We start from the raw sequence: 23,305 nt of genomic DNA, 5'->3' as shown, positions 1-23,305 counted from the left end.
TGTAATAATATCGCAATTAGATTTTAGAAATAGTTATTAAATTATATTGTAATCACTTTATGTAACTTTACAATACAGCATTACACAAAGTTTAATTTAGCCAACATTCTCTTTTGTAAAAGAAATAAATATGACGAACGACGAACTCATAACAAAATTAAAAGCCATCATTGCACCTTATGTTCAAGATGAAAAAGCTTTTGAAAATCTTACTGAAGACACAGATTTTATAAATGACCTAAAAGTTAATTCAGCAAATCTCGTAGATATCATTTTAGATATTGAAGATGAATTTAGTATAAGGTTAGAAAATGAAGACATGGAAAAAATGCTCGATGTTAAAGCTGCTATGCTAATTATAAACACAAAATTAAAGACCTAATGGTTGGCAATGATGTTGTAGATTTAGAGGAAGCAAAAAGGACGTCTAACTGGGAACGACCTCGTTATTTAGAAAAACTATTTACCTCAAAGGAATTGCAATTCATACATGATTGTAAAAATCCATTTCTTATGGTGTGGCGTTTATGGAGCATGAAAGAAGCAGCTTATAAATTATATACACAGCAAAATCCAAGCAGATTTTATAACCCGAAAAGTTTTGAATGCGATATTAGTAATCTCAACGGAATTGTAAAATTTAAAGATTTTGAATGTAACGTTAAAACTCAAATAACATCAAGATATATAATATCTGAAGCCCGATTTTTAGATTCTGAAATGACTTCAAAAATTATAGAATTAAAAGGTAATCTTCCAAAGAGCCACAGCGATATATTGAAAGAAGCATTGTTAATTCAGCTTTCAAAATCACATCAGCTTTCAAAAGAAAATTTCAAATTTCAAAAATCAGAATTTGGTATTCCTACAGTATTGTGTAATTCGGTAAAAATTCAGGTCAGTATAAGTCATCATGGTTATTTTGGTGCTTATGTGATTTAGCATAAAAAAAACCGAGCCTTTTAGAAAAGACTCGATTTTTTAATTTATAAAATTTTATAGCTTATTTAGCTTCTGCAAATCTGCGCTCAACTTCATTCCAGTTAATTACATTAAAAAATGCATCAATATAATCTGGTCTTCTGTTTTGGTAGTTTAAGTAATAAGCATGTTCCCAAACATCTAATCCTAAAATTGGTGTACCTTCACATTTAACACCTGGCATTAATGGGTTATCTTGGTTTGGTGTAGAACACACCTCAACTTTACCTCCTTCATGTACACATAACCATGCCCAGCCAGAACCAAATTGTGTTGCAGCTGCTTTAGAAAATGCATCTTTAAAGGCATCAAAAGAACCAAATTTTGCTTCAATAGCATCTTTTAATTCACCAGATAAACGGCCTTTTGCTTCAGGATTCATAACATCCCAAAACAATGAATGATTGTAAAATCCACCACCATTATTTCTAACGGCTTTGTTATCCATATCTAGGTTAATAAGAATGTTTTCTATAGTTTTTCCTTCTAAATCAGTTCCTTCAATAGCAGCATTTAATTTAGATGTGTAGCCTTGGTGATGTTTAGTATGATGAATCTCCATTGTGCGAGCATCAATATTTGGTTCTAAAGCATCATAAGCATATTTTAATTTCGGTAATTCGAAAGCCATAATTGTAATGTTTTAATTGGTTTATAAATTGTCTCAACCCAAATTTACAATTTTGTCGCTGATTTTCTCTTAATAAACTATTAAGATTCCCTATTTTGGTATAAAAATTATCTCTTGCAAAATTCAGCCTTCCAAATATATAATGCTTCTGCAGGTAGTGGCAAAACATTTACGTTAGCTAAAGCCTATTTAAAAATACTGATTCAGTCTAAAAGTCTCGATCAATTTAAATCTATTTTAGCTATAACGTTTACCAATAAAGCGGTTGGTGAAATGAAGGAGCGTATTGTAGATATGCTCAAATCTTTTTCTTCTAAAAACAGCTTAAGCAATCCACATCCAATGTTTGTTGCTATTTGTGAGGAATTAGCAATTAAGCCTGAAGTGCTTCATGCAAAATCAAAACAAATTTTAAAGCATATTATTCATAATTATGGTGCTTTTGATATTTCTACCATCGATGGTTTTACGCATCGAGTGATTAGAACTTTTGCGCACGATTTAAAACTGCCTATAAATTTTGAAGTTGAGCTCGATCAGGAAAGGCTTCTCAATGAAGCTGTAGATAGCCTTATCGCTAAAGCGGGAAGTGATAAAACGTTAACGAAAGTCTTAGTGGATTTTGCGATTGAAAAAGCAGATGATGATAAAAGCTGGGACATTAGTTATGACTTTAATAAAATTTCGAAATTATTAGTTAATGAAAATGACCTTTTTGCAATTCAGACTTTAAAGAAGAAAACGCTTGAAGATTTTAAAAACGTAAAGCAACAATTATCTCAGCAAATTCAACAACAAGAAGATTTTATTACAAATACTGCTGCAAAAACGCTAACCTTACTAGAGGAATCGGGATTACAATTTGATGATTTTAATAGAAGTTCATTACCAAAGCATTTTGAAAATCTAAAAAACAAACGCTTCAGTATTAATTTTGAGTCAGCATGGCAAAACGATTTAATTGAAGGTAATTCGTTATTTCCAAAACGTGTTTCGGAAACTGTTGCTTCAACCATAGAAAGTATTCAGTCGCAATTAGCAGGAGCTTTTGTCTCAACTAAAAAATCAATTTTCGAGCTAAAATTAAAAAAAGGATTTTATAGAAATATCACTCCTTTGTCTGTTTTAAATGCTATTAAAAATGAATTAGATGCGTTAAAGGCTGATCAAAATAAAATGTTGATTTCAGAGTTCAATACAATTATTAGTAAAGAAATTAAAAATCAACCCACGCCATTTATTTATGAGCGCTTAGGTGAAAAATTTAAGCATTATTTCATAGATGAATTTCAGGATACTTCAAAGATGCAATGGGAAAATTTAGTGCCTTTACTAGAAAATGCCCTTTCAGGCAGTAATGGTTCTGCAATGCTTGTTGGTGATGCTAAACAGGCTATTTACCGTTGGAGAGGTGGTGAAGCCGAACAATTCATAAAGCTGTATAATAAAATTGACAATCCATTTCAGCTTGAAGCCGAAGTTTTAGCTCTAGATACCAACTACAGAAGTGCCAAAGCGGTTATTGAATTTAATAATTCTTTTTTTGAGTTTCTTAGCGAGAATGTTTTTAGTGAACCTGCTTATGCAGAACTATATAAACTAGCTAGTCAAAACACGCATAATGCATCCGAAGGGTATGTGAATCTCAATTTCTTAAATGTCGAGAAAGAGGATGACATTCATGAAATGTATGCAAACCAAGTCTTAGAAACCATAGAACAGTGCCAAACCAATGGATTTCCTTTAGATGATATTTGTGTTTTGGTTAGAAAACGAAAAGAAGGAGTTGCAATTGCTAAATACTTAAATGAAAATGGTATTAAAATCACCTCTTCGGAAACCTTACTTCTAAAAAATTCTGATAAGGTTAATTTTATCAATTCATTTTTAAAATTATTGATCCAACCTAATAACGACAGTCTTAAAGTGGTGGTGCTTTCTTATTTGGCCGATCAACTTCAGGTTGAAGATAAACATCAGTTTTTTATCACCTATCTCAAGGCAGATCTAAGCGACATGTTTTTGGGTTTAAAAGCGTTAGATCTGTATATAGATAATAATCAGTGTTTACAATTACCACTTTACGAATTGGTAGAGCATATTGTACGGTTATTCAACCTTAATGAGAGCTCGGATGCCTATCTTCAGTTTTATTTGGATGTTGTTTTAGAATTTACTCAAAAACAAAATTCGGATGTCGCTGCATTTGTTAATTATTTTGAAAATAAAGCAGATAAATTAAGTGTTGTCACTCCAGAAAATATGAATGCTGTTCAGATTATGACCATTCATAAATCTAAGGGTTTAGAGTTTCCTGTAGTTATATTTCCGTATGCAGATCTTGATATTTATAGAGAAATAGAACCCAAAGTTTGGTTTCCTGTAGATGCTAAAGATTATAATGGGTTTAATACACTGCTACTTAATTATAATAAAGAGGTGGCGCATTTTGAAGAGACAGGGGCACTGATTTACAACACACATCAATCGCAATTAGAATTGGATAATATCAATTTACTGTATGTTGTCTTGACTAGAGCTGTAGAGCAATTATATATTATTTCAAAAAAAGATATTAGTGCAAAAGGTGAGGTTAAAAAGAACACCTATGCAGGTATGTTTATTAATTTTTTACAACATCAAAATAAATGGATCGACAACCAACTCACTTATAGTTTTGGAACTTTAAAACCGAACGACAATAGTTCCGAAAAGGAAATTAGTGCTAATCCTTTAAAATTAATTTCAGTACCGAAGGAGGCTCATAATTTAAATATTGTTACAAAATCTGGATTATTATGGGATACGCAACAAGAAGCTGCTATAGAGCGCGGAAATTTAGTCCATTTAATTTTATCTAAAATAAAAACGATTGAAGATATTGACTATGCCTTTAATGATTTATTGATTTCTGGAGATGTGACTAATGAAAACAAGGAAGCATTAATCGCTTTAGTTAGAAAGGTAATAGAACACCCAAAGTTAAAGACATATTATAAAGATAATTTTAAGGTGTATAATGAGCGCGATATTATAACAAGTTCTGGTCAACTTATAAGGCTAGATAGACTCAATATTAATGCTAATAATGATGCTGTAATTATCGATTATAAAACAGGTGTTGCTGAAAGATCTCATGCAGCACAATTAAATGGTTACGAAGCTGTCTTAAACGATATGAATTTAAAGGTAACTCATAAATTGGTGGTTTATATAAATGATACAATCGAAGTTCTTGAAGTCTAATTTTTCATAGTATATTTGTTTCATATTCAAAACCAAACGCAATGTACGGAGATATAAAAAATCATTTACAACAAGAAATAGAATCAATAAAAGACGCGGGTCTTTTTAAAGAAGAACGCATTATTACTTCTCCACAGGGAGCAGAAATAACGCTTACCACAGGACAAAAAGTTTTAAATTTTTGTGCTAATAATTATTTAGGCTTATCCTCACACCCAGATGTTGTGCAAGCAGCTAAAGATACTATGGATACGCATGGTTTTGGTATGTCTTCAGTTCGTTTTATTTGTGGAACACAAGATATTCATAAAGAGTTAGAACAAAAAATTGCAGACTTTTATGGTACAGAAGATACCATATTGTATGCTGCTGCTTTTGATGCAAATGGAGGTGTTTTTGAGCCGTTATTAACCAAGGAAGATGCTATTATTTCAGACTCCTTAAATCATGCTTCAATTATCGATGGTGTAAGATTATGTAAAGCGTCAAGATATCGTTACCAAAATAATGATATGGCAGATTTAGAAACACAGTTAATTGAGGCAAATGCTAATGGAGCGCGTTTCAAAATTATTGTAACCGATGGTGTGTTTTCTATGGATGGTTTAGTAGCACCTTTAGATAAAATTTGTGATTTAGCAGATAAGTATGATGCTATGGTGATGATTGACGAATGTCACGCTACAGGATTTATCGGTGAAACAGGAATAGGAACTCTTGAAGAAAAAGGAGTTTTAGGTAGAATAGATATCATTACTGGGACTTTAGGAAAGGCATTAGGTGGAGCTATGGGAGGTTACACAACAGCCAAAAAGGAGATAGTTGAGCTTTTGCGCCAACGTTCTAGACCTTATTTGTTTTCAAATTCTTTGGCGCCCGCAATTGTTGGTGCCTCAATAAAGGTTTTTGATATGCTCAAAAACGATACAACATTAAGAGATAAAGTCGATTGGAATACAAAATATTTTAAGAAAGGAATGAAGGAAGCAGGCTTCGATATTGTAGATGGAGATTCTGCCATAGTTCCAGTGATGTTATACGATGCCAAACTATCTCAGACTATGGCTAATAAGCTATTAGAAGAGGGTATTTATGTCATAGGTTTCTTTTTTCCAGTAGTTCCAAAAGATAAAGCTAGAATTAGAGTGCAACTCTCAGCTGCTCACGACAAAAGCCAACTCGATAAAGCCATTTCGGCCTTTGTTAAAGTGGGTAAAGAACTAAATGTTATCTGAAATGAATCAAATTTTAACCCAATCGCCTTATTTTAGGGCGATTTTGGAATAATTTTGTACATTTGTCTTTGTTAAAACAATTTAACAACTTATTTTTGCCAACAATTAACACTTAAAATTAAATTAATTAGAATATGAAAAATCTTAGCAGATTATTTTTTGTCGCAGTGCTTATCGCAAGTTTTAGCACTTCTAATGCACAAGACAAGAACAATCCATGGGCCATTACTTTTGGAGCCAACGCAGTTGACTTTTACCCAGTAGGAGAAGACGCACCACAAGGAGACTATTTTGATGAGTACTTTAATGCCACTGATCATTGGAGTGTTCTACCTTCAATTTCAACGCTTTCAGTATCTAGATACCTTAGTGATGGTTTTACATTTACAGCAAAAGGTTCTATAAACAAAATTGATAAATTTGGTTCTAATTTCGATCCTATTACAGGTGCTGAATCAACTAATAAAGTTGATGATTTAACATATTACGGTTTAGATGGTAGAGTTTCTTATAGCTTTATGGACATCATTGACTCAAAAACATTTGATCCTTACTTAGGTGTTGGTGGTGGTTATACTTGGGTAGACGAAATCGGTGCTGGAACATTAAACGGAACATTAGGATTTAAAGTATGGTTCTCTGAAAACTTAGGTTTAGATATTCAGTCTTCTTATAAGCATTCTTTCGAAGATTATTTACCAAAGCATTTCCAACATTCAGTTGGTCTTACATTTAAGTTTGGTGGTACTGATACTGATGGTGATGGTATATACGATCAAGATGATGCTTGTCCAGAAGAAGCTGGTTTAGAGATCTTCAATGGTTGTCCAGATTCTGATAATGATGGTATTCAAGATTCAAAAGATGATTGTCCAAACGTTGCAGGTTTAGCTGAATTTAACGGTTGTCCTGATACTGATGGTGATGGTGTAATGGATAAAGATGATAACTGTCCTGAGGTTGCAGGTTTAAAATCTTTAGCTGGTTGTCCTGATGCTGATGGTGACGGTGTTGCTGATGCTGATGATAACTGTCCTAATGAAGCAGGTCCTGCTGCAAACAGTGGATGTCCTTGGCCAGATACTGATGGTGACGGTGTTTTAGACAAAGATGATAAGTGTCCTAACGAAGCTGGTACAGTGGCAAACAATGGTTGTCCTGAAGTTAAGCCAACTGAAGAAGCGATGAAGACTTTAAATGAATACGCTAGATCTATCTTATTTAATTCAGGTAAGGCAACTTTCCAGAAGCAAACTGATCAAGTATTACAGTCAATGGTGGCTATCTTTAAAGAATACCCACAAGCTAACTTCTCTTTAGAAGGTCATACTGATTCTGATGGTGCTAAATCAATGAATCAAGCGTTATCTGAAAGAAGAGCAAATGCAGTTAGAGATTATTTAATCGCTAATGGTATTGATTCTGATAGATTATCGGCTGCTGGTTTCGGTGAGTCTAATCCTATCGCTAGCAACAGTACAAGTGCTGGTAAAAAAGAAAACAGACGTGTAGAGGTGAAGTTGAAAAACTAATCACATCTAAAATATATTAAAAAAACGCCCCGATATTCGGGGCGTTTTTTATTTTTATAGAATGATAAGTTTTATAAAATCGGTACTTGTAGATCTTCAGAAGAAACAGCTAAAACTAGAAGATTTATATTTTATTCTTCCAAGTAAACGTGCAGGTGTGTTTCTTAAACACCATCTCTCTACATTAATAGATAAGCCTATATTTGCCCCTCAAATACTCAGTAGTGAAGAATTTGTTGAAGCGTTATCTGGTTTACAAAATTTGCCCAATACAGATTTATTATTTAGACTTTATGAAACTTATAAAGAACTAACAAAAGCAGACGAACAAGAATCTTTTGAGTCTTTCTCTAAATGGGCTCAAATTTTATTACAAGATTTTAACGAAATTGATCGTTATCTCATACCTCAAGATCATATTTTTGATTACTTAAATGCCATCAAAGAGCTTCACCATTGGTCGCTAGATCCCAATCAAACAGAACTTATTAAAAATCATTTAAAGTTCTGGAAACAGCTCAAAAATTATTATACAGCGTTTACTGATAACTTAATTAAATCTAAGCAAGGCTATCAAGGTTTAATTTATAGGGAAGCAGTTGGTAATTTAGAATCTTACATGGCAAATTGTGAAGGGAAAACACACGTGTTTTTAGGATTTAATGCATTGAATACGGCGGAATCTCAAATTATTCAGGGTTTATTAAAAAATGAATTAGCTCATATTTATTGGGATATAGATAAAGCATTTATTGATGATCCGATACACGATGCTGGTTTGTTTACGAGACAACATAGAAAACAATGGGAGTACTTTGAAACGCACCCTTTTAATTGGGTCACTAACCATTATAACGAACCAAAGAACATTCAAGCAATAGGTATTCCTAAATTAATTGGTCAGGCTAAATATATTGGACAGCTGTTAGAAGAGTTAACCGAAAAGGAGAGTAATTTATCAAATATCGCTGTCGTTTTAGGAGAAGAACAATTATTACTTCCGGTTTTAAATTCAATCCCTAAAAACATAAGCAAACTTAATGTTACCATGGGTTTGCCATTACAATTTGTGCCTCTAGCCTCTTTTTTTGAGCAACTATTTAACGTTCATAAAAACAACGGTAAACAATTTTATTATAAAGATGTTATTAGCTTACTGTCGCACCCCTCGGTTTATCCGCTATTTGAAACAGAATCTGGGAATGTCTCAAGTTATATTGTCGCAGATATTCAAAAAAACAATACGGTCTATATTAAGGTAGAGGAGCTTATACAGCTTGCAACCTCACATAACGATCTTATTACATTACTTTTTAAATCCTGGAATAATACACCAGAGATAGGGTTAAAATACTGTTCTGACCTTATCTTAAGAATGAAGGCAAATTTTGATGGCGACAAGCAAAATCACAGTTTAGAATTAGAATATTTGTATCGTTTTAATGCCTTATTTAATCAATTGACGGAATTAGATTCTACCTATAAACATCTTAAGTCCGTTGCTGCACTACAGTCTATTTATAAAGAGCTACTAAGTTCAGAAACCTTAGATTTTAAAGGAGAGCCTTTAGAAGGGCTTCAAATTATGGGGATGTTAGAATCGCGTGTTTTAGATTTTGAAACGGTGATAATTAGTTCAGTGAATGAAGGGATTCTTCCTTCTGGAAAAACAAATAATTCCTTTATTCCTTTTGATGTTAAAATTGAAAAGAAGCTACCAACGTTTAAAGAAAAGGATGCCGTTTATACCTATCATTTTTACAGGCTTTTACAACGTGCTAAAAACGTATACATTTTATATAACACAGAAATTGATGCCTTAAAAGGTGGAGAAAAAAGTCGCTTTTTAACGCAATTGGAAGTAGAAGGGATTCACAATGTTAAAACAAGTATAGTATCTCCTGATGTTCCAATTATAGAACAAAAGTTAACTGAAATAATTAAAACGCCTTCAGTAATTAAGCAGGTTAAAGTACTATCGGGTAAGGGTTACTCGCCGTCTTCATTAACAAGTTATATTAGAAATCCTATGGATTTTTATTACGATAAAATTTTGGGAATTAAAGAATTTGATGAGGTTGAAGAAAATATAGCAGCGAATACGTTAGGATCTGTAATTCATAATTCACTTGAAGATTTTTATAAACCTTTAGAAGGAGTAATTTTAACAATTGAGCATCTTAAAGATTTTAAAAGTCGTACTAAGGGCATGGTAACCAAACATTTTGAGGAATTATACAATAAAGGGGGTTTCTCTCAGGGTAAAAACCTAATTATTTTTGAAATCGCGCAACGTTATATTTCTAATTTTTTAGATTTAGAACTAAATAGTCTGAAACAGGGCAATGAAATTAAAATTCTTTCTATTGAAGCCGATGAAGCTATAGATATTAAAATTGAAGGTTTAGATTTTCCTATTAAATTAAAAGGGAAAGTAGACAGAATTGATAGCTTTAATGGCATGACTAGAGTTATCGATTATAAATCTGGTAAGGTGGAACAAAATAAAGTTGAAATTGTTAATTGGGAAGACTTAACTTCGGACTATGATAAGTACAGTAAATCGTTTCAAATTTTGTGTTATGCCTATATGATGCGACAACAAAATTTAATAGAATTACCAATTGAAGCTGGAATTATTTCGTTTAAAAACTTAAGTGAAGGGCTTTTAAAGTTCGGAAAAAAAACATCCTCTCATGCCAGAACAAAAGACCAATTAATTACGAATGAAACTTTAGATAATTTTGAAATAGAACTTAAAAAACTGATTACCGAAATTTGTAACCCTGAATTACATTTCACTGAAAAAGAGCTCAAATAATGCACATTGATAAAAATATAAATTTAGAACGAGATAGAAAAAAACCTATTTTAATTGATGCGTTTTATGATGAATCGAAAACCAATCAGTCCATCGTTATATTTTGTCATGGCTATAAAGGGTATAAAGATTGGGGAGCATGGAATGTAATGGCAGAGCATATTGCTAAGGCTGGATATTGTGTTGTAAAGTTCAACTTTTCTCATAATGGTGGCACGATACAAAACCCTATGGATTTTCCAGATTTAGAAGCTTTTGGAAATAACAATTACACTAAAGAATTAGATGATTTAGATGCTGTTATTACTTGGGCTCAAAAACATTTTGAATCAAATTCTAATATAAACAGCAACAAGATATTTTTAATTGGTCACAGTCGAGGTGGTGGCATAACCATTCTTAAAGCTTCTGAAGACACACGGATTACAAAACTCATTACCTTAGCAAGTGTTAGTGATTTTGGGAATCGATTCGGTACAGATGATGAAATTAAAAATTGGAAAAAAGATGGAGTTAAGTATGTTGTAAACGGAAGAACGAAACAGCAAATGCCACATTACTATCAGTTTTACGAAAATTTTAAAGCCAATGAAAATCGACTTCATATTGAATCGGCAGAAAAACAATTAACCATTCCACATTTAATTATACATGGTTCTGAAGATACTTCTGTGAAGATCAGCGAGGCTGAAGCCTTACATGGGTGGAATTCTAAGAGCGAGTTAAAGATTATTGACCATGCCGATCATGTTTTTAATACCAAACATCCTTGGCATAAAAAAGAACTTTCAAATGAACTATATGAGGTTTGTGATTTGATAATATCATTTTTAAAATGAAATTTTTTAAGCAACGTTTAGATTACGTGTATTAATACACGCATTCATTTTTTCAAAAAGTAACTCTCTCTTCACCGGTTTAGTCATATAATCGTTCATGCCTAATCGTAAAACACGCTGCTTGGTTGCATCTGTAGCATCTGCAGTGACGGCAATTATAGGGATGTTACTATTTAACTCGCCTAAATCGCCACTTCTTATGATAGCAGTTGCTTCATAACCGTTCATAATAGGCATTTGTAAATCCATTAACACAAGGTTGTAAGCTTTAGTTTTAAGAGCTACAATCGCTTGTTTTCCATTTTCTGCAATTGTAATGCTGGCATTAGGATAGTTACTCAACAACTTTTTCATTACTAATTGATTAAGCTTATTATCTTCAACTACAAGGATTTCTATAGGTGAATCTGTGGTGTTAATTACACTAGATTTCTTGTCAGATAATGCACTTACGACCGTTTTAAGCGGAATTTCAATAAATACATCAGTACCTTTATTAGCAATACTTTCAACTTGTAATTTCCCATTAAATAAAGTAATTAAATGCTTTGAAATAGTAAGACCAAGACCGATGCCTCCAAATTGGCGTTTGTTATTTAAACGCATTTGATTAAAGCTATCGAAAATATGTGCCTTACTTTCTTGGTCCATACCGACACCTGAGTCCGAAATTTGAAAATAAAATCGTGAAATATCGTTAGGCTGTGTTAAGCAATTTAACTTTAAATGCACGTAACCTTCATTTGTAAATTTTACAGCATTAGCTAATACATTATTTACTATTTGAGTAAAACGTTCTGGATCACCACTCACTTTTGTAGGGATCTCAGAATCCATTTGAAAATTATAGTTTAATTGCTTTTTATTTGCTTCAAACTTCCAATTATTACTAATCTCTTTTAAAATTAACTTTGGGTTAAATTCTTCTTCATTTAGGTGAAGTTCGTTTTTCTCAATTCTTTCAAAATCTAAAATATCATTTACATTACTAAGTAAACTCAATGAAGCATTTTTAATAATTTGAAATTTATCTTTATTTTCATTAATATTATTGCTGTCTATAAGCGCAGATTCTGCCATTCCCATAATTGCATTGATAGGAGTTCTTAATTCATGACTAATGTTAGACATAAAAAATGTTTTTAGCTCACTAATCTCTTCTGATTTTTTTAGTGCTAATGCTTGCGCTTTTTCATTGTCTTTTCTTAATTTTTTTATAAGGTTAGTCATTGATAGTGATAATAGAACTACTTCTATCCCTGAGCCAAACTTAGAACTATTTAACGTGTAGAAATTGCTTGGTAAAACGCCTAAATTATTCATAACAAATCCAAACAATCCTATAACTAAAAACATTACTCCTAGACTGAAATAGATATCTACAGAAATACGTTTATACCGCATTGTAAACACGGTAGTTAGAATTAGTATTAAACTAAATAAGCCGTTTATGTTAGATATTGGATACGCTAGTTCAAAAGCCTTTGGGCTATAAAAAATCATTATTAGTACAACCGCTAAACTGATATAAATAGCATTAAATGCTTTTTTATAATAGGGCAAGTTAAATTTTACTTTTAAAAAATGTTCACAATATTTAAGTAAAAAGAAATTGGATGAAATTGCTGTAATTAGTACCATTCTACTATTAAAGAATCCACCATTTGGAAATACGTATTGGTAAATAAAACCGTCTAAAGCCGCTTGCATTAAGGCAATAGAAAACACATAAATGCCATAGTATAAGAAGGTTTTGTTTTTTAAGCTATTATAAAAAAAGAGGTAAATAAAACCCGCTAAAAGTAGAACACCATAAAAGAGGCCTAAGAATAATTGCTGCTTGTAGTTTGTAATTAAAAATGAGGACTCATCATATAAGGTAAGTGGGAGGTTTATAGCTTCTCCATCACTCGATATTTCCATAAAATATAATTGCTCACTATGCGCTTGAAGTGTTAATTTAAAAATAATTTGTCTATGCTCTACATTACGCGCACTAAACGCGTTTTGATCTCCATTTTGATATTTTATTATATCTGTATTTATTTCATATAAATTGATAATATCAGTAACTGGCCTACCTGTTTCAAAATAATAGGTTTTCTCTGCATTCGAACTGTTTTTTAGTGCAAATCGAACCCAGTAATTATCTGAAGTAAAACCAAAATCATGGTTAGCAGATTCTAAATTTTTATAGGATAATAGATCATTAGCTAAGACGTCTTCTATTGTGTAGATTGTTTTAGCTACATCTATATATTCAGAATATTGAAATAATTGACCAGTTGAACTTTCAGGGTCGAAAGCTGGTTTTTGAGCATACGAGGTATATGCTAATAAGTAGGTTATCAGTAGTAGAATTCGTTTCATGTAGGGGCATTAAACTTCTGCAAACATACAAAAAAAATGAGACTCTTACATTTTAACGGCAAAAAACGTTTTTAAACGATATTTTATTTCCACTTTGAACCAAAACTAAACAGTAGCCTCTTTAAACTTTACAGCTTCCATTAGCATGCATTATAGTTATCTCCGTTATATATTTCTGCTCTTGCACACCATACGATATTATCATCTCGATTTTTCGTTTGATTGTACGCTCCTTGCATAAACGTGTGGGATTCTATGGCATATACATTTTCTTGCTCAACACCTTCACCGCGGATAGGCGCATATAAAGCTAAGATTTGCTTTGGATAGTTCGATTTTTTGAGAATTCTAATATATTGAATATAAAAAAAGGTTTCAAAGTTAAAAAACTCTGAAACCTCACATTTTAGTGGTGGAGAAGATCGGGCTCGAACCGACGACCTCTTGACTGCCAGTCAAGCACTCTAGCCAACTGAGCTACATCCCCAAATTAATATAATCTCTTTATTTTAAACCACTAAGTACTAAAACAGGCATTTTAGTACTATGAAAATCTTTTTTGAGGATAGTGTTCTTTTCCCAAAGTTTTTGAAAGAACCCTCTTTTTCGTCTTACAACACATAACAAATCTGGATTATTCTCTTTGTGATGTTCTAAAAATGCCATAAACGTTGTAGGGCTTTCTGCTTGTTTTGTGTCTGTTATCAAAGATTGTAATTCTTCATTAATATAAAAATCGTTCTTTTTATGATGTGCTGTCTTCACCAAGAGCAAAGTTACCGCTGCATTAAATTGTGATTTTACCGAAGCTAAAGGGTATAAGACATTATCTTTTTTAATTATAGCTGATTTTAGAGCCAGTAAAAGTTTTTCAAATGGCTTAAAAGCGTAGCCTTCAGGTACAATTAAAGCCGGAATTTGTGTTTGCTTAATAATTTTTCCAGATGTTTTGCCTAAATATACCTCATCTTTAATAGAGTTGGTACGCGGTTCTAAGATTATTAAATCTACCTCTAAGGCTTTGCATACCTTCTCTAATGTATCTATTAATTTTCCTTTAAATGTTCTAGCAACAACATCAACACCTTTTGTGTCTATGGATGCAATATGATTGTCCAAAAATGATCTAGACTCAGCTTCTAAAATATGATCAATTTTAATCATAGTGCCTGCTTTCGTATAAACATTATATATTTGGACCACATAAACTTTAGCACCAAATTCTTTAGCAAAATCTACAGCATATTGTAAGTGTGATTTTGCATTTTTTGAGGAACCAACAGGAACTAATATCGTTTTCATCTTTATGGAATAAATATTGGTACAAAAATAAACATTATAAATGATTCGTTTAGCAGAAGAAAAAGATATTCAATCAATTTTAAACGTCACAAAATCATGTGCTAAACATATGATTTCCAAGGGTATTTTTCAATGGAATGAAAGTTATCCAAATAGGTCTGCTTTTCAAAATGATATAGATCGTAACGAGCTTTATGTTTTGGAGCTAGATAACGTTGTAAAAGGTTGTATTGTATTTTCTACCCTTATGGATTTAGAATATATACCTATCGATTGGCTGACGACAAATGAAAACAATATTTACATTCACCGTTTAGCAGTTCACCCAAAACTACAAGGCCAAGGTTATGCACAAAAATTGATGCATTTTGCAGAGCAATTTGCTATCGATAACCATTTTAGCTCTATTCGTCTGGATACCTTTTCGCAGAACAAAAGAAACCAAAAGTTTTACGAACTTCGCGGCTATAAACGATTAGGAGATATTCATTTTCCAAAGCAAAGTGAATTTCCTTTTCATTGTTATGAACTGGTATTGTGAGTGCATCTAGAATGATTACTTTTTTGGGTTTGTGCCAGGACCTATAGTAGCTTCTTTAAACCAAACTTCTGCGTAGCATCCATTTGCATATTGTTTATCTATATCTCCATTATAGGTTTTAGAACCGGTATGCCAAACGATATTGTCTTCTGGATTTTTACCGTTTGTTTGGTTATAAGCCCCTTGCATAAAGGTATGTAACTCATCTGCATATGCATTTTTACGTTCAACACCATCTCGAGCTATTGGTTCGTATAATGTTTTTATCTGTTGTGGAATATCAGATTTTCTTGAAAAATCTGATATCATTAAGTTTTTAGTAAACGTCTTTGTTTCATGCCCTTTACTTGAAAACGTTAGATACATAATGCCATTGTAAACATTTATTTCATAGAAAAATTCTTCACCCAATTCAATGCCTTCTTTTGGTTCTTTGGGATACGACGTCGGACTCTTACCTACAACAGACATATCATTTCCCCAAACGCCTGTTGAGAAATCCCATCTTCCTGAGTTATCACCTGCAGTATTTATTTCATAGTTCCAAAAAACAGAACCTTTTTGATGCCCTGGAAACTTCTTATAAAATAATTTTACAGGTTCGTTTTCATGTCCTTCCTTACTATGAATTTGCCCCACCACTACAGAGTATGCCGCAGCAACTCGTGCATCACCAGAGGTTGAAACATGCATTACTTTTAATGTACCAGATAGTTTGCCACCTTCCTGTGGTGTCCAACGTGTCATGTTTCTTAATTCTGTCCGTGTATTATTAGACGTTTTAGTAGTTACCCCTGCGTTGGGTGCTTTGAATACGACCCAATCGGATTCCTCGTCACTAATCGCATAAAAAAAGTTTTTGTGCTCAGTATTTTCTAAGGTTTTAAGGCTGGTACCATCTCCACAAAGAATACTACTCCAGCCATCCATAAATGGAATGACATCACTTGGATACTTAATAGTTTCATTAGGTTTAGTAATCGTTTTCTTATCCGAATTTCCGCAACTTATCAGCACTAATGAAATACTCATTATTAAATAAAAATGTACTAATCGTTTACTATGTTTTGGTTTCATTTTGAAGATGGTCTATTGTTCTTTCGGAATTAAAATGTTTAATTAAGTATATCTCTCACAGTTTTATCAATGTCTGCGTGCTCTGTTGACTCAACAAATCCTATGGAGAAAGTGTCTGCAGTCGTTAAGTGTTTAGTTGTAGTTTCACCGTTGTGTCTACCAAAGCCAAAGACGGTCATGTCGGGTCTACTCACATAATTATCAGAAAGACTATCATCCTCATGATGTAGCATATACAACATCCGAGATGACTTTATATCTCCGAAAGCCATCCACTCAGGAGCTGGCAGATCCCCCATAAAAGGCTCTACAATTGGATGTCGGTTTGTGTCGATAGAGGCATACCAAAAATCAGTTGTGTCCATCTCTCCACCGGGAACACCTTCGTATTGCACCCAATAATTATAACCTTCACTCACTTTAGTCATAGTAAAATCACAGCGATCTGGATAAAAATCCCATTGCCCTTGCCATTGTTTGTTTTCTGATGTAAAAATAATGCGTATATGCTTTTTAGATTCAATCTCCACAACGGAGGTTGAAGGTTCTGTGCCAGCATTCATAGCGTGAAAATAACTTCCATCTTGACGATGAATGGCATTCGGAAATCCACGATATTCTCCTTTATGTCCAGAGCCTTCTTTATTATGAAAACCTATCCAATCCACACCATCTTTATCAATCATACTAGATAATCCACCTCCATGTTTTTCTAAATAATAAGTAGCTGAAGGTGTATGTATTACATACGCTAGTCCACCTCCAGCAGATTCATCTATACCATGTGTTAGTTTCACTTTCTGTTCAGAACAGGAGCTAAACCCTAATTGAATTAATACTAATAAAATCAATTTGTTCACATTCATAATTAAACTTTTATTATTTGGTTGAAGTGGTATTGGTTTTAGCACTTCGTCTTAGTAAAAAGCCAATACTAAAAATGATTATTGAGCAAATTAAGAACATAATTCTACCCCAAAATGGATTAGGAATGAGCGTCATCAATAATATACCTGCACTCATAACCATAACCATATTACCTAATTTTCTTCTTTGCTGGCTGTCCACTTCATCTTGTTGATCATCTGCAATAACAGGCGTCACTAAATCTTCAAAGAAGCGGTCAGTTTCGAGCTTGTGATCGTCTTTAGCTTCCTTGTAGAATAAAGAGGTTGCCCAGAAAAATCCACCTGTAATAAATACATGACCAGCAATGGTTAAGATAATATTCATATCTACAATTTCACGACCAGTAAGAGAGTCTATACCAAACCAAGAAACAAAAACATCTGGTGTAATAACACTATCAACCATCCAAGATACTCCCAAGCCTAAAACAATAGTTACCCAAGGAGCCCATTTTGGTGTTTTCTTCACAACAATACCAACAACTAGTGGGACCATCATTGGTAATTGAACCATTGTTGAAACTCGCATCATAAGTTCATATAAACTTAATTCTTTAAGCGTTGCGAAATAAAATGCAACGGCAATAACTCCTATACCACTTATAAAACTAACTAACTGACTGATACGTAATAACTTTTTATCATCCTTTTCTTTACTTCTTTTAGCTAAAAAGGGTTGATAAATACTTCTAACAAAGATACCTGCATTCTTATTTAGTGCCGAGTCCATTGAAGACATAGAGGCTGCAAATAGACCAGCCATCAATAGCCCAACTGTTCCTATTGGCATTGCATTTTTTGCAAATACTAAATACACTGCATCTGCGGCTTTATTACCTAATTGTGCATAGTCTGCTGTAGCTTCTGGATAGAGTGTTGCAGCTGCCCATGGTGGAATAAACCAAATAATGGTTCCTACGCCCATTAGCACCATGGCTAATAAGGCAGCTTTACGAGCGTTAATGGTGTCTTTTGCACCAAGAAAGCGAAATGAATCATGAAGATTCATCATAGTTATAATTTGTTTCGGTAAAAAGAATATGAATGTACCAATTAATATTAAAGGGTAATTCATATCTGGGCCAACTAGGAAACCTCCTGGGAAATTTTCAACTAAATTGATAGGCCCATCAACCATTACCAAAGCGACTATTGCAGTCGCTACTGAAACAACAGCCACTACTAAAGTTTGAACAAAGTCTGAAGCAACCACACCCCAAGCACCTGATAGTACAGATACAAATACTACTGTTAAACCTATTCCTATAATAGTTGTGAAAATATCGGCATCAAAAACGGCACTAGTAAAAACACCTAGAGCATTTAACCAAACACCTGCATTTATAAAAGAAAAAATAATTAATGCCCAGGAAAAAAACAGTTCATTTTCTGAACCAAATCGTCTTTTTATGGCTTCTGTGGGTGTATCTACTCGCATTTGTCTAAAACGCTGAGCAAAAAATAAATAACCACAATAGAAGGCGAAAGTATTTCCAATATAAACAGCACAAATAGCAAAACCGTCGTTAAAGGCTTTACCTGCAGCACCAGTGAAAGTTACGGCTGAAAATTGTGCCATAAAAGCTGTAGAGCCTACCATCCACCACAGCATTCTTCCTCCACCACGAAAATAATCGCTCGTAGATTTACTTGCCATGCGCGAAAAAATCACACCAATTGCAAGGATTAATATAAAGTAGAGGGCAATAACAATATAGTCGTAAAACATCGTTTTGTTTTTTTATTGTAGATGACGAACATCCGTCCAGTTATTATTTTTTCTAATTAAATCGATAAGTCGCTGATAAAGACTACCTTCCTTAAAGGATTGGTAATATGCAACTTGTTCACCGTTAATATCTTTTGTGAATTCTCTTACCAAATAATGCCAATTCCTTTCAGTGTCACCTTTAACGTTTGGCTGATTATCTACAATAGCTTTAGGTAATGGTAACGCTTTCCAAGTGTTATTGCTCCATACATGAAGTGGCCCCATGCCATAATGACCTTCAATAAAAATGGCTCCTTTTGTTCCATAAAAAACGATATGATTTTCGTGGAACTTTGGGTTAAGTCCACCATGTTTAAACAATACAGAAACCGGTTTAGTAGCTATGTCGCTTTCTAACTGAGCGAGGACAGTGTATGACCATTCAACATTACTTTCTCCCCACTTAAGAGAAGGATCGGTTAGGTCTTTAGGAATAAAGTCTCTTCTTGTTTTAAAATTATGTACACCTTCAACAATTGGTGCCTTTCCTAAATCATCTCTTACTTCACCAATTATTGACAAGATTTTTTCGCCAATTACAGATGTTACGATAGACATCATATGAGTAAAGTTGTTATTTAATCTACCGCCACCATCTTCTTTTCTATGAGACCATCCAAAGGGAATATCGCGCTCTAAGTTAAAGTGAGACATACATTCTACTTCCGTAGGTTCTCCTATTTCCCCATCTGCAACAAGCTGTTTTGCATGTTGAATGTGAGGCATATATCGGAAGCTAGACGCAAATGCTGTTTTTACGTTTTTCTGTTTGGCTAGTTCGTATAATTCTTGAGCTGTTTCTCCTTCAGCTGTTAAAGGCTTGTCGCTAAATACATGACATCCAAATGCTATGGCTTGTTTGATGGGTTCATAATGTGCTCCGCCGGGAGTTGCTATAGAAACGATATCTGGTTGACAATCTTCTAATGCTTGTTGCCAATCTGTTCCAGAATAAGGAATGTTCATTTTTTTGGCGACTTCAACGACAACATTTGGTGTTCTGCCAACAATACCTACTATTTCAGCACCTGCAGCTCGAAAAGCATCTGCATGGCCTTGGCCAGCAAACCCAGTTCCAGAAACTAATACTTTTAATTTATGTTTCATTTTACAACGATTTTATTATCTGTTTGGTTATTTTTTTTTCTCAATTTGAAATTGGAGATTTTCTATTTTTTTGACCATATTAAACAACTTAATTACAGTATATGTTTGCTAATAAAGCGTAAATATTGCCGCTATTATTATATAGTAGAAACTTATAATAGTCACCACTTAAAACTGGTGCGCCAGATTGGTGTACCAAATGTACTGAATTTTTTTCGATTCTCATAGCAAAGAATTCTTACTTGTTTTTTTATGAATTGAGCTGCATTTATACGATCATTTTATGGCATAATATTCATCTTCAGCCATCCCAGCCCTATGACGTTAATTCCGTTTATAACTATATATGAAATTTACAGGGAGAATAACCTCTTTTGCATCTAAAACAGTTCCATTACTAGATTTCCATTGCACAGCACTATTAGCATTAGAACTCTTTGGCAAACTAATGCTGGCTAAACCACTATTAGTTTTAAAAGCATTTTCACCAACGAATGTTAGTCCGTTAGGCAACTCTACTGCGGTTAAGCGGTTGGCAAGGAAAGCACTAGGTCCGATAAAAGTAAGTCCATTAGGTAAATCTAAACTGGTTAAACGATTATCTCTAAAAGCACTATCTTCTATAGAGGTGATCCCATCAGGTAACTCAATATTTGTCAGGAAATTAACATTAAACGCCATCTCTTCGATAATTGTAATCTTAGCTGGAAAAATGATATGGGTTATGCGGTTATTTTGAAAAGCAAAACTTCCAATAGATGTAAGTCCTCCAGGTAAATCTACATCAACTAAACTGTTATCTCGAAAAGCACCATGACCAATAGATATAAGTCCAGAAGGAAAATTTACATTAGTTATGTTATTTGATTCAAAAACGCTATTCGCAATAGATGTCATTTCAGAAGGTAAAGCGACACTTGTGATGCGATTATTCTGAAAAGCGCTATCAGCAATTGTCGTCACTCCTTTAGGGAAATCTATACTAGTTAGTTTGTTATTTTTAAAAGCACTTTCGCCAATAAACTTAAGCCCATCTGGTAAAACGACACTCGTTAAACCATTTTCTTCAAAAGCATTTGCTCCGATACCTGTTACTGCTTGTCCATCTATAGTTTTAGAGATAATAATATCTGATTCATAATTATCTCCATTAGAATTTGTTAGCGTCGAGGTAATAATTACCCCATTTACAATCGTTACATCCGATGCTGTGAGGGTATATGGTATTTGCGCATTGCCTAAAAAGGATAATGCAAACAATAGGATTGTGCTTAATATCTGTCTACTCATAATATATATTTATTAAGATTTTAAAAGTCATTCAAATCGGGCTAATTTTACAGGTTTTAAATAGGAATAAATGACGGTTCCTTATCCAAAGTTTATTATTTAAAGTAATTAGCTAAAGGCTAATCCTCCGTTAATATCAACATTATTTCCTGTTACAAAAGACGCTTCATCACTTGCTAAATACGCAACTAAATTAGCTACTTCTTCTGCAGAACCTTCTCTACGTAATGGTGTACCATTTGCTACATTTGTACGCACCTCATTCTTTGTGAAATCATCATGAAATTTTGTAGCTATCATACCCGGACATACGGCATTAATTCTAATACCTTGAGGACCGAATTCTTTTGCCCAGTTTCTTGTTAATGTCATAACGGCTCCTTTAGATGCTGCATAAAGAACAGAGCCGGGACCACCTCCATCGCGACCAGCTTGGGACGCAAAATTTATTATTGAAGAGCCTTTTCCCATTAAAGGTTTGAAAGCTTGTGTTACAAAAACAGTTCCTTTAAAGTTAACATCCATCACTAAATTATAGAATTTTTCATCTAACTCCTCTACTGTTTTTCTTGCAAATAAACCTCCCGCAACATTCACTAAAATATCAACTTTATCCCCGAAAGCTTGTTTCGTTTTAGCCACCATCGTATGGATGTCTTCTTGTTTTGTTACATCTCCATAAACCGCAATTGACTCACCACCAACAGCTTTAATAGCTGCGATTGTAGCATCTCTATCGGCATCACTATCAAAATAATTTACAACTATTTTAGCTCCTTCTTTGGCTAATTTTATACATACTGCACGACCTATATCGCGACCTCCGCCAGTTACGACGGCTACTTTTCCTTTTAAATTCATTGTTTAGTTTTTTCTATTAATATTTTAATATTAATGTGAGACTCTATTTTTTATAATTATCGCAATATTGATAGAGCATTTTAAAATGTTTTACCATAGTTTGTTCTGCCAATTGCGGATCTTGAATTTCAATTGCCTTATATATTTCTTCATGTTCATTAACCCTTAATTCATCCAAGCTATCATAATCTGTATGATAGTTTTTAAAATCTAAAATTATTTGAGGCGTAATGGCAATCATAATTTGATTTATAGTGACGTTACCGCTAGCTTTCGCAATAGCCAAATGAAACAATAAATCTTCTTGTATAGCATTTCCTCCATTTAGTAGTTTTGAGCTGTGAGCATCTAAAGTTTTTTTTATCTTTTGTAAATCGTCTTCAGTTCTAATTTCTGCGGCTAATCTCACAGCCTTTAGTTCTAACAAAATTCTAGTCTCCACTAAGGATTTAAAATTTGGAGAACCAAGGTTTAAAATATCTTCTATCATACCATTCATTGCTATTTGACCAATATTTGCGAGATAGGTTCCACTTTGCGGAATAGATTTTAGAATACCATAAGACTCTAGTTTAAGGATTGCAGTTCTAATACTCCGTCTACTTACTTTTAAATTTTCGGCTAATAATCTTTCAGGAGGTAATTTGTCTCCTGGTTGTAAGTGACTGTCATTAATTAAATCGCGTATTTGAGCAATCAGAGTATTAACACGTGCTGTTATTTTCTGATTTTCTCTGTTTGAAAGTATATCTAAGTTCATATTATTGAATCATCTGCATTTGTAAAACACACC

General features: G+C 33.4%; 19 protein-coding genes and 1 tRNA gene. 8 read left to right on the top strand and 12 right to left on the bottom strand.

Annotation, left to right across the window (positions count from 1 at the left end; genetic code table 11):
• Window positions 1-130 precede the first annotated feature (130 nt).
• Together HM986_RS04690 and HM986_RS04685 are read left to right on the top strand one after the other, a co-directional pair.
• Window positions 131-382, top strand: coding sequence for an acyl carrier protein (locus tag HM986_RS04690; protein WP_179333899.1), 252 nt, complete (start codon window positions 131-133; stop codon window positions 380-382).
• Complete coding sequence (locus tag HM986_RS04685; protein ID WP_179333898.1) at window positions 382-942, top strand: 4'-phosphopantetheinyl transferase family protein; 561 nt, start codon at window positions 382-384, stop codon at window positions 940-942. The genes HM986_RS04690 and HM986_RS04685 overlap by 1 nt, the downstream gene beginning before the upstream one ends.
• A 61-nt stretch (window positions 943-1,003) precedes the next feature.
• Here HM986_RS04685 and HM986_RS04680 read toward each other — a convergent pair whose 3' ends face one another.
• Window positions 1,004-1,612, bottom strand: a complete 609-nt coding sequence (locus HM986_RS04680) for a superoxide dismutase (RefSeq protein ID WP_218841391.1) — start codon at window positions 1,610-1,612, stop codon at window positions 1,004-1,006.
• A 114-nt stretch (window positions 1,613-1,726) separates the two neighbouring features.
• Here HM986_RS04680 and HM986_RS04675 point away from each other — a divergent pair, with 114 nt between their 5' ends.
• From HM986_RS04675 to HM986_RS04655, 5 genes are all read left to right on the top strand, one after another.
• Window positions 1,727-4,858, top strand: a complete 3,132-nt coding sequence (locus HM986_RS04675) for a UvrD-helicase domain-containing protein (RefSeq protein WP_179333897.1) — start codon at window positions 1,727-1,729, stop codon at window positions 4,856-4,858.
• Window positions 4,859-4,899: 41 nt separating this feature from the next.
• On the top strand, window positions 4,900-6,093 hold the full coding sequence (gene kbl, locus HM986_RS04670) for a glycine C-acetyltransferase (RefSeq protein ID WP_179333896.1): 1,194 nt from the start codon (window positions 4,900-4,902) through the stop codon (window positions 6,091-6,093).
• A gap of 134 nt (window positions 6,094-6,227) precedes the next feature.
• Window positions 6,228-7,625 carry an OmpA family protein gene (locus HM986_RS04665; protein WP_179333895.1) on the top strand — a complete coding sequence of 466 codons (1,398 nt, stop codon included), beginning with the start codon at window positions 6,228-6,230 and terminating at the stop codon, window positions 7,623-7,625.
• Window positions 7,626-7,686: 61 nt separating this feature from the next.
• Window positions 7,687-10,446, top strand: a complete 2,760-nt coding sequence (locus tag HM986_RS04660) for a PD-(D/E)XK nuclease family protein (protein WP_179333894.1) — start codon at window positions 7,687-7,689, stop codon at window positions 10,444-10,446.
• The gene (locus HM986_RS04655) at window positions 10,446-11,285 is read left to right on the top strand and encodes an alpha/beta hydrolase family protein (RefSeq protein WP_179333893.1); all 840 of its coding nucleotides are present in this window, start codon (window positions 10,446-10,448) and stop codon (window positions 11,283-11,285) included. Before HM986_RS04660 ends, HM986_RS04655 begins: the two co-directional genes overlap by 1 nt.
• Before the next feature lie 6 nt (window positions 11,286-11,291).
• On the opposite strand, the gene HM986_RS04650 is transcribed toward HM986_RS04655, so the two are convergent.
• From HM986_RS04650 to HM986_RS04640, 3 genes are all read right to left on the bottom strand, one after another.
• On the bottom strand, window positions 11,292-13,655 hold the full coding sequence (locus HM986_RS04650) for a hybrid sensor histidine kinase/response regulator (RefSeq protein WP_179333892.1): 2,364 nt from the start codon (window positions 13,653-13,655) through the stop codon (window positions 11,292-11,294).
• Between the two features lie 410 nt (window positions 13,656-14,065).
• Window positions 14,066-14,142, bottom strand: a tRNA-Ala gene (locus HM986_RS04645).
• A gap of 17 nt (window positions 14,143-14,159) precedes the next feature.
• Complete coding sequence (locus tag HM986_RS04640; RefSeq protein ID WP_179333891.1) at window positions 14,160-14,957, bottom strand: universal stress protein; 798 nt, start codon at window positions 14,955-14,957, stop codon at window positions 14,160-14,162.
• Window positions 14,958-14,997: 40 nt separating this feature from the next.
• Between HM986_RS04640 and HM986_RS04635 the strand changes: the two genes are divergently transcribed.
• Entirely contained in the window at window positions 14,998-15,498 is a 501-nt protein-coding gene (locus HM986_RS04635; protein ID WP_179333890.1) for a GNAT family N-acetyltransferase, read from the top strand.
• A 15-nt stretch (window positions 15,499-15,513) separates the two neighbouring features.
• Here the strand turns inward: HM986_RS04635 and HM986_RS04630 are convergent, their stop codons facing one another.
• From HM986_RS04630 to HM986_RS04600, 8 genes are all read right to left on the bottom strand, one after another.
• Window positions 15,514-16,575, bottom strand: coding sequence for a polysaccharide lyase family 7 protein (locus tag HM986_RS04630; RefSeq protein WP_179333889.1), 1,062 nt, complete (start codon window positions 16,573-16,575; stop codon window positions 15,514-15,516).
• Window positions 16,576-16,613: 38 nt separating this feature from the next.
• Complete coding sequence (locus HM986_RS04625; protein ID WP_179333888.1) at window positions 16,614-17,441, bottom strand: hypothetical protein; 828 nt, start codon at window positions 17,439-17,441, stop codon at window positions 16,614-16,616.
• A gap of 13 nt (window positions 17,442-17,454) precedes the next feature.
• Window positions 17,455-19,212, bottom strand: coding sequence for a sodium:solute symporter family transporter (locus HM986_RS04620; RefSeq protein WP_179333887.1), 1,758 nt, complete (start codon window positions 19,210-19,212; stop codon window positions 17,455-17,457).
• 12 nt (window positions 19,213-19,224) lie between these two features.
• Window positions 19,225-20,361 carry a Gfo/Idh/MocA family protein gene (locus HM986_RS04615; protein ID WP_179333886.1) on the bottom strand — a complete coding sequence of 379 codons (1,137 nt, stop codon included), beginning with the start codon at window positions 20,359-20,361 and terminating at the stop codon, window positions 19,225-19,227.
• A gap of 88 nt (window positions 20,362-20,449) precedes the next feature.
• Window positions 20,450-20,587 (bottom strand): hypothetical protein, encoded by a 138-nt coding sequence (locus HM986_RS17640; RefSeq protein ID WP_218841390.1) that lies wholly within the window; start codon window positions 20,585-20,587, stop codon window positions 20,450-20,452.
• Window positions 20,588-20,685: 98 nt separating this feature from the next.
• On the bottom strand, window positions 20,686-21,651 hold the full coding sequence (locus tag HM986_RS04610; protein WP_179333885.1) for a leucine-rich repeat domain-containing protein: 966 nt from the start codon (window positions 21,649-21,651) through the stop codon (window positions 20,686-20,688).
• Window positions 21,652-21,759: 108 nt separating this feature from the next.
• A complete protein-coding gene (locus HM986_RS04605; RefSeq protein WP_179333884.1) occupies window positions 21,760-22,512 on the bottom strand; it encodes an SDR family NAD(P)-dependent oxidoreductase in 753 nt (250 codons plus the stop codon).
• 43 nt (window positions 22,513-22,555) lie between these two features.
• Window positions 22,556-23,272: a FadR/GntR family transcriptional regulator gene (locus tag HM986_RS04600; protein ID WP_179333883.1), complete on the bottom strand. Its 717-nt coding sequence runs from the start codon at window positions 23,270-23,272 to the stop codon at window positions 22,556-22,558.
• Between the last annotated feature and the right edge of the window lie 33 nt (window positions 23,273-23,305).

This window comes from Winogradskyella costae, from assembly GCF_013403865.1.
Classification (GTDB): Bacteria; Bacteroidota; Bacteroidia; order Flavobacteriales; family Flavobacteriaceae; genus Winogradskyella; species Winogradskyella costae.
Note: the sequence above shows the minus strand (reverse complement) of the source record. Positions and strands in the feature narration are given on the sequence as shown.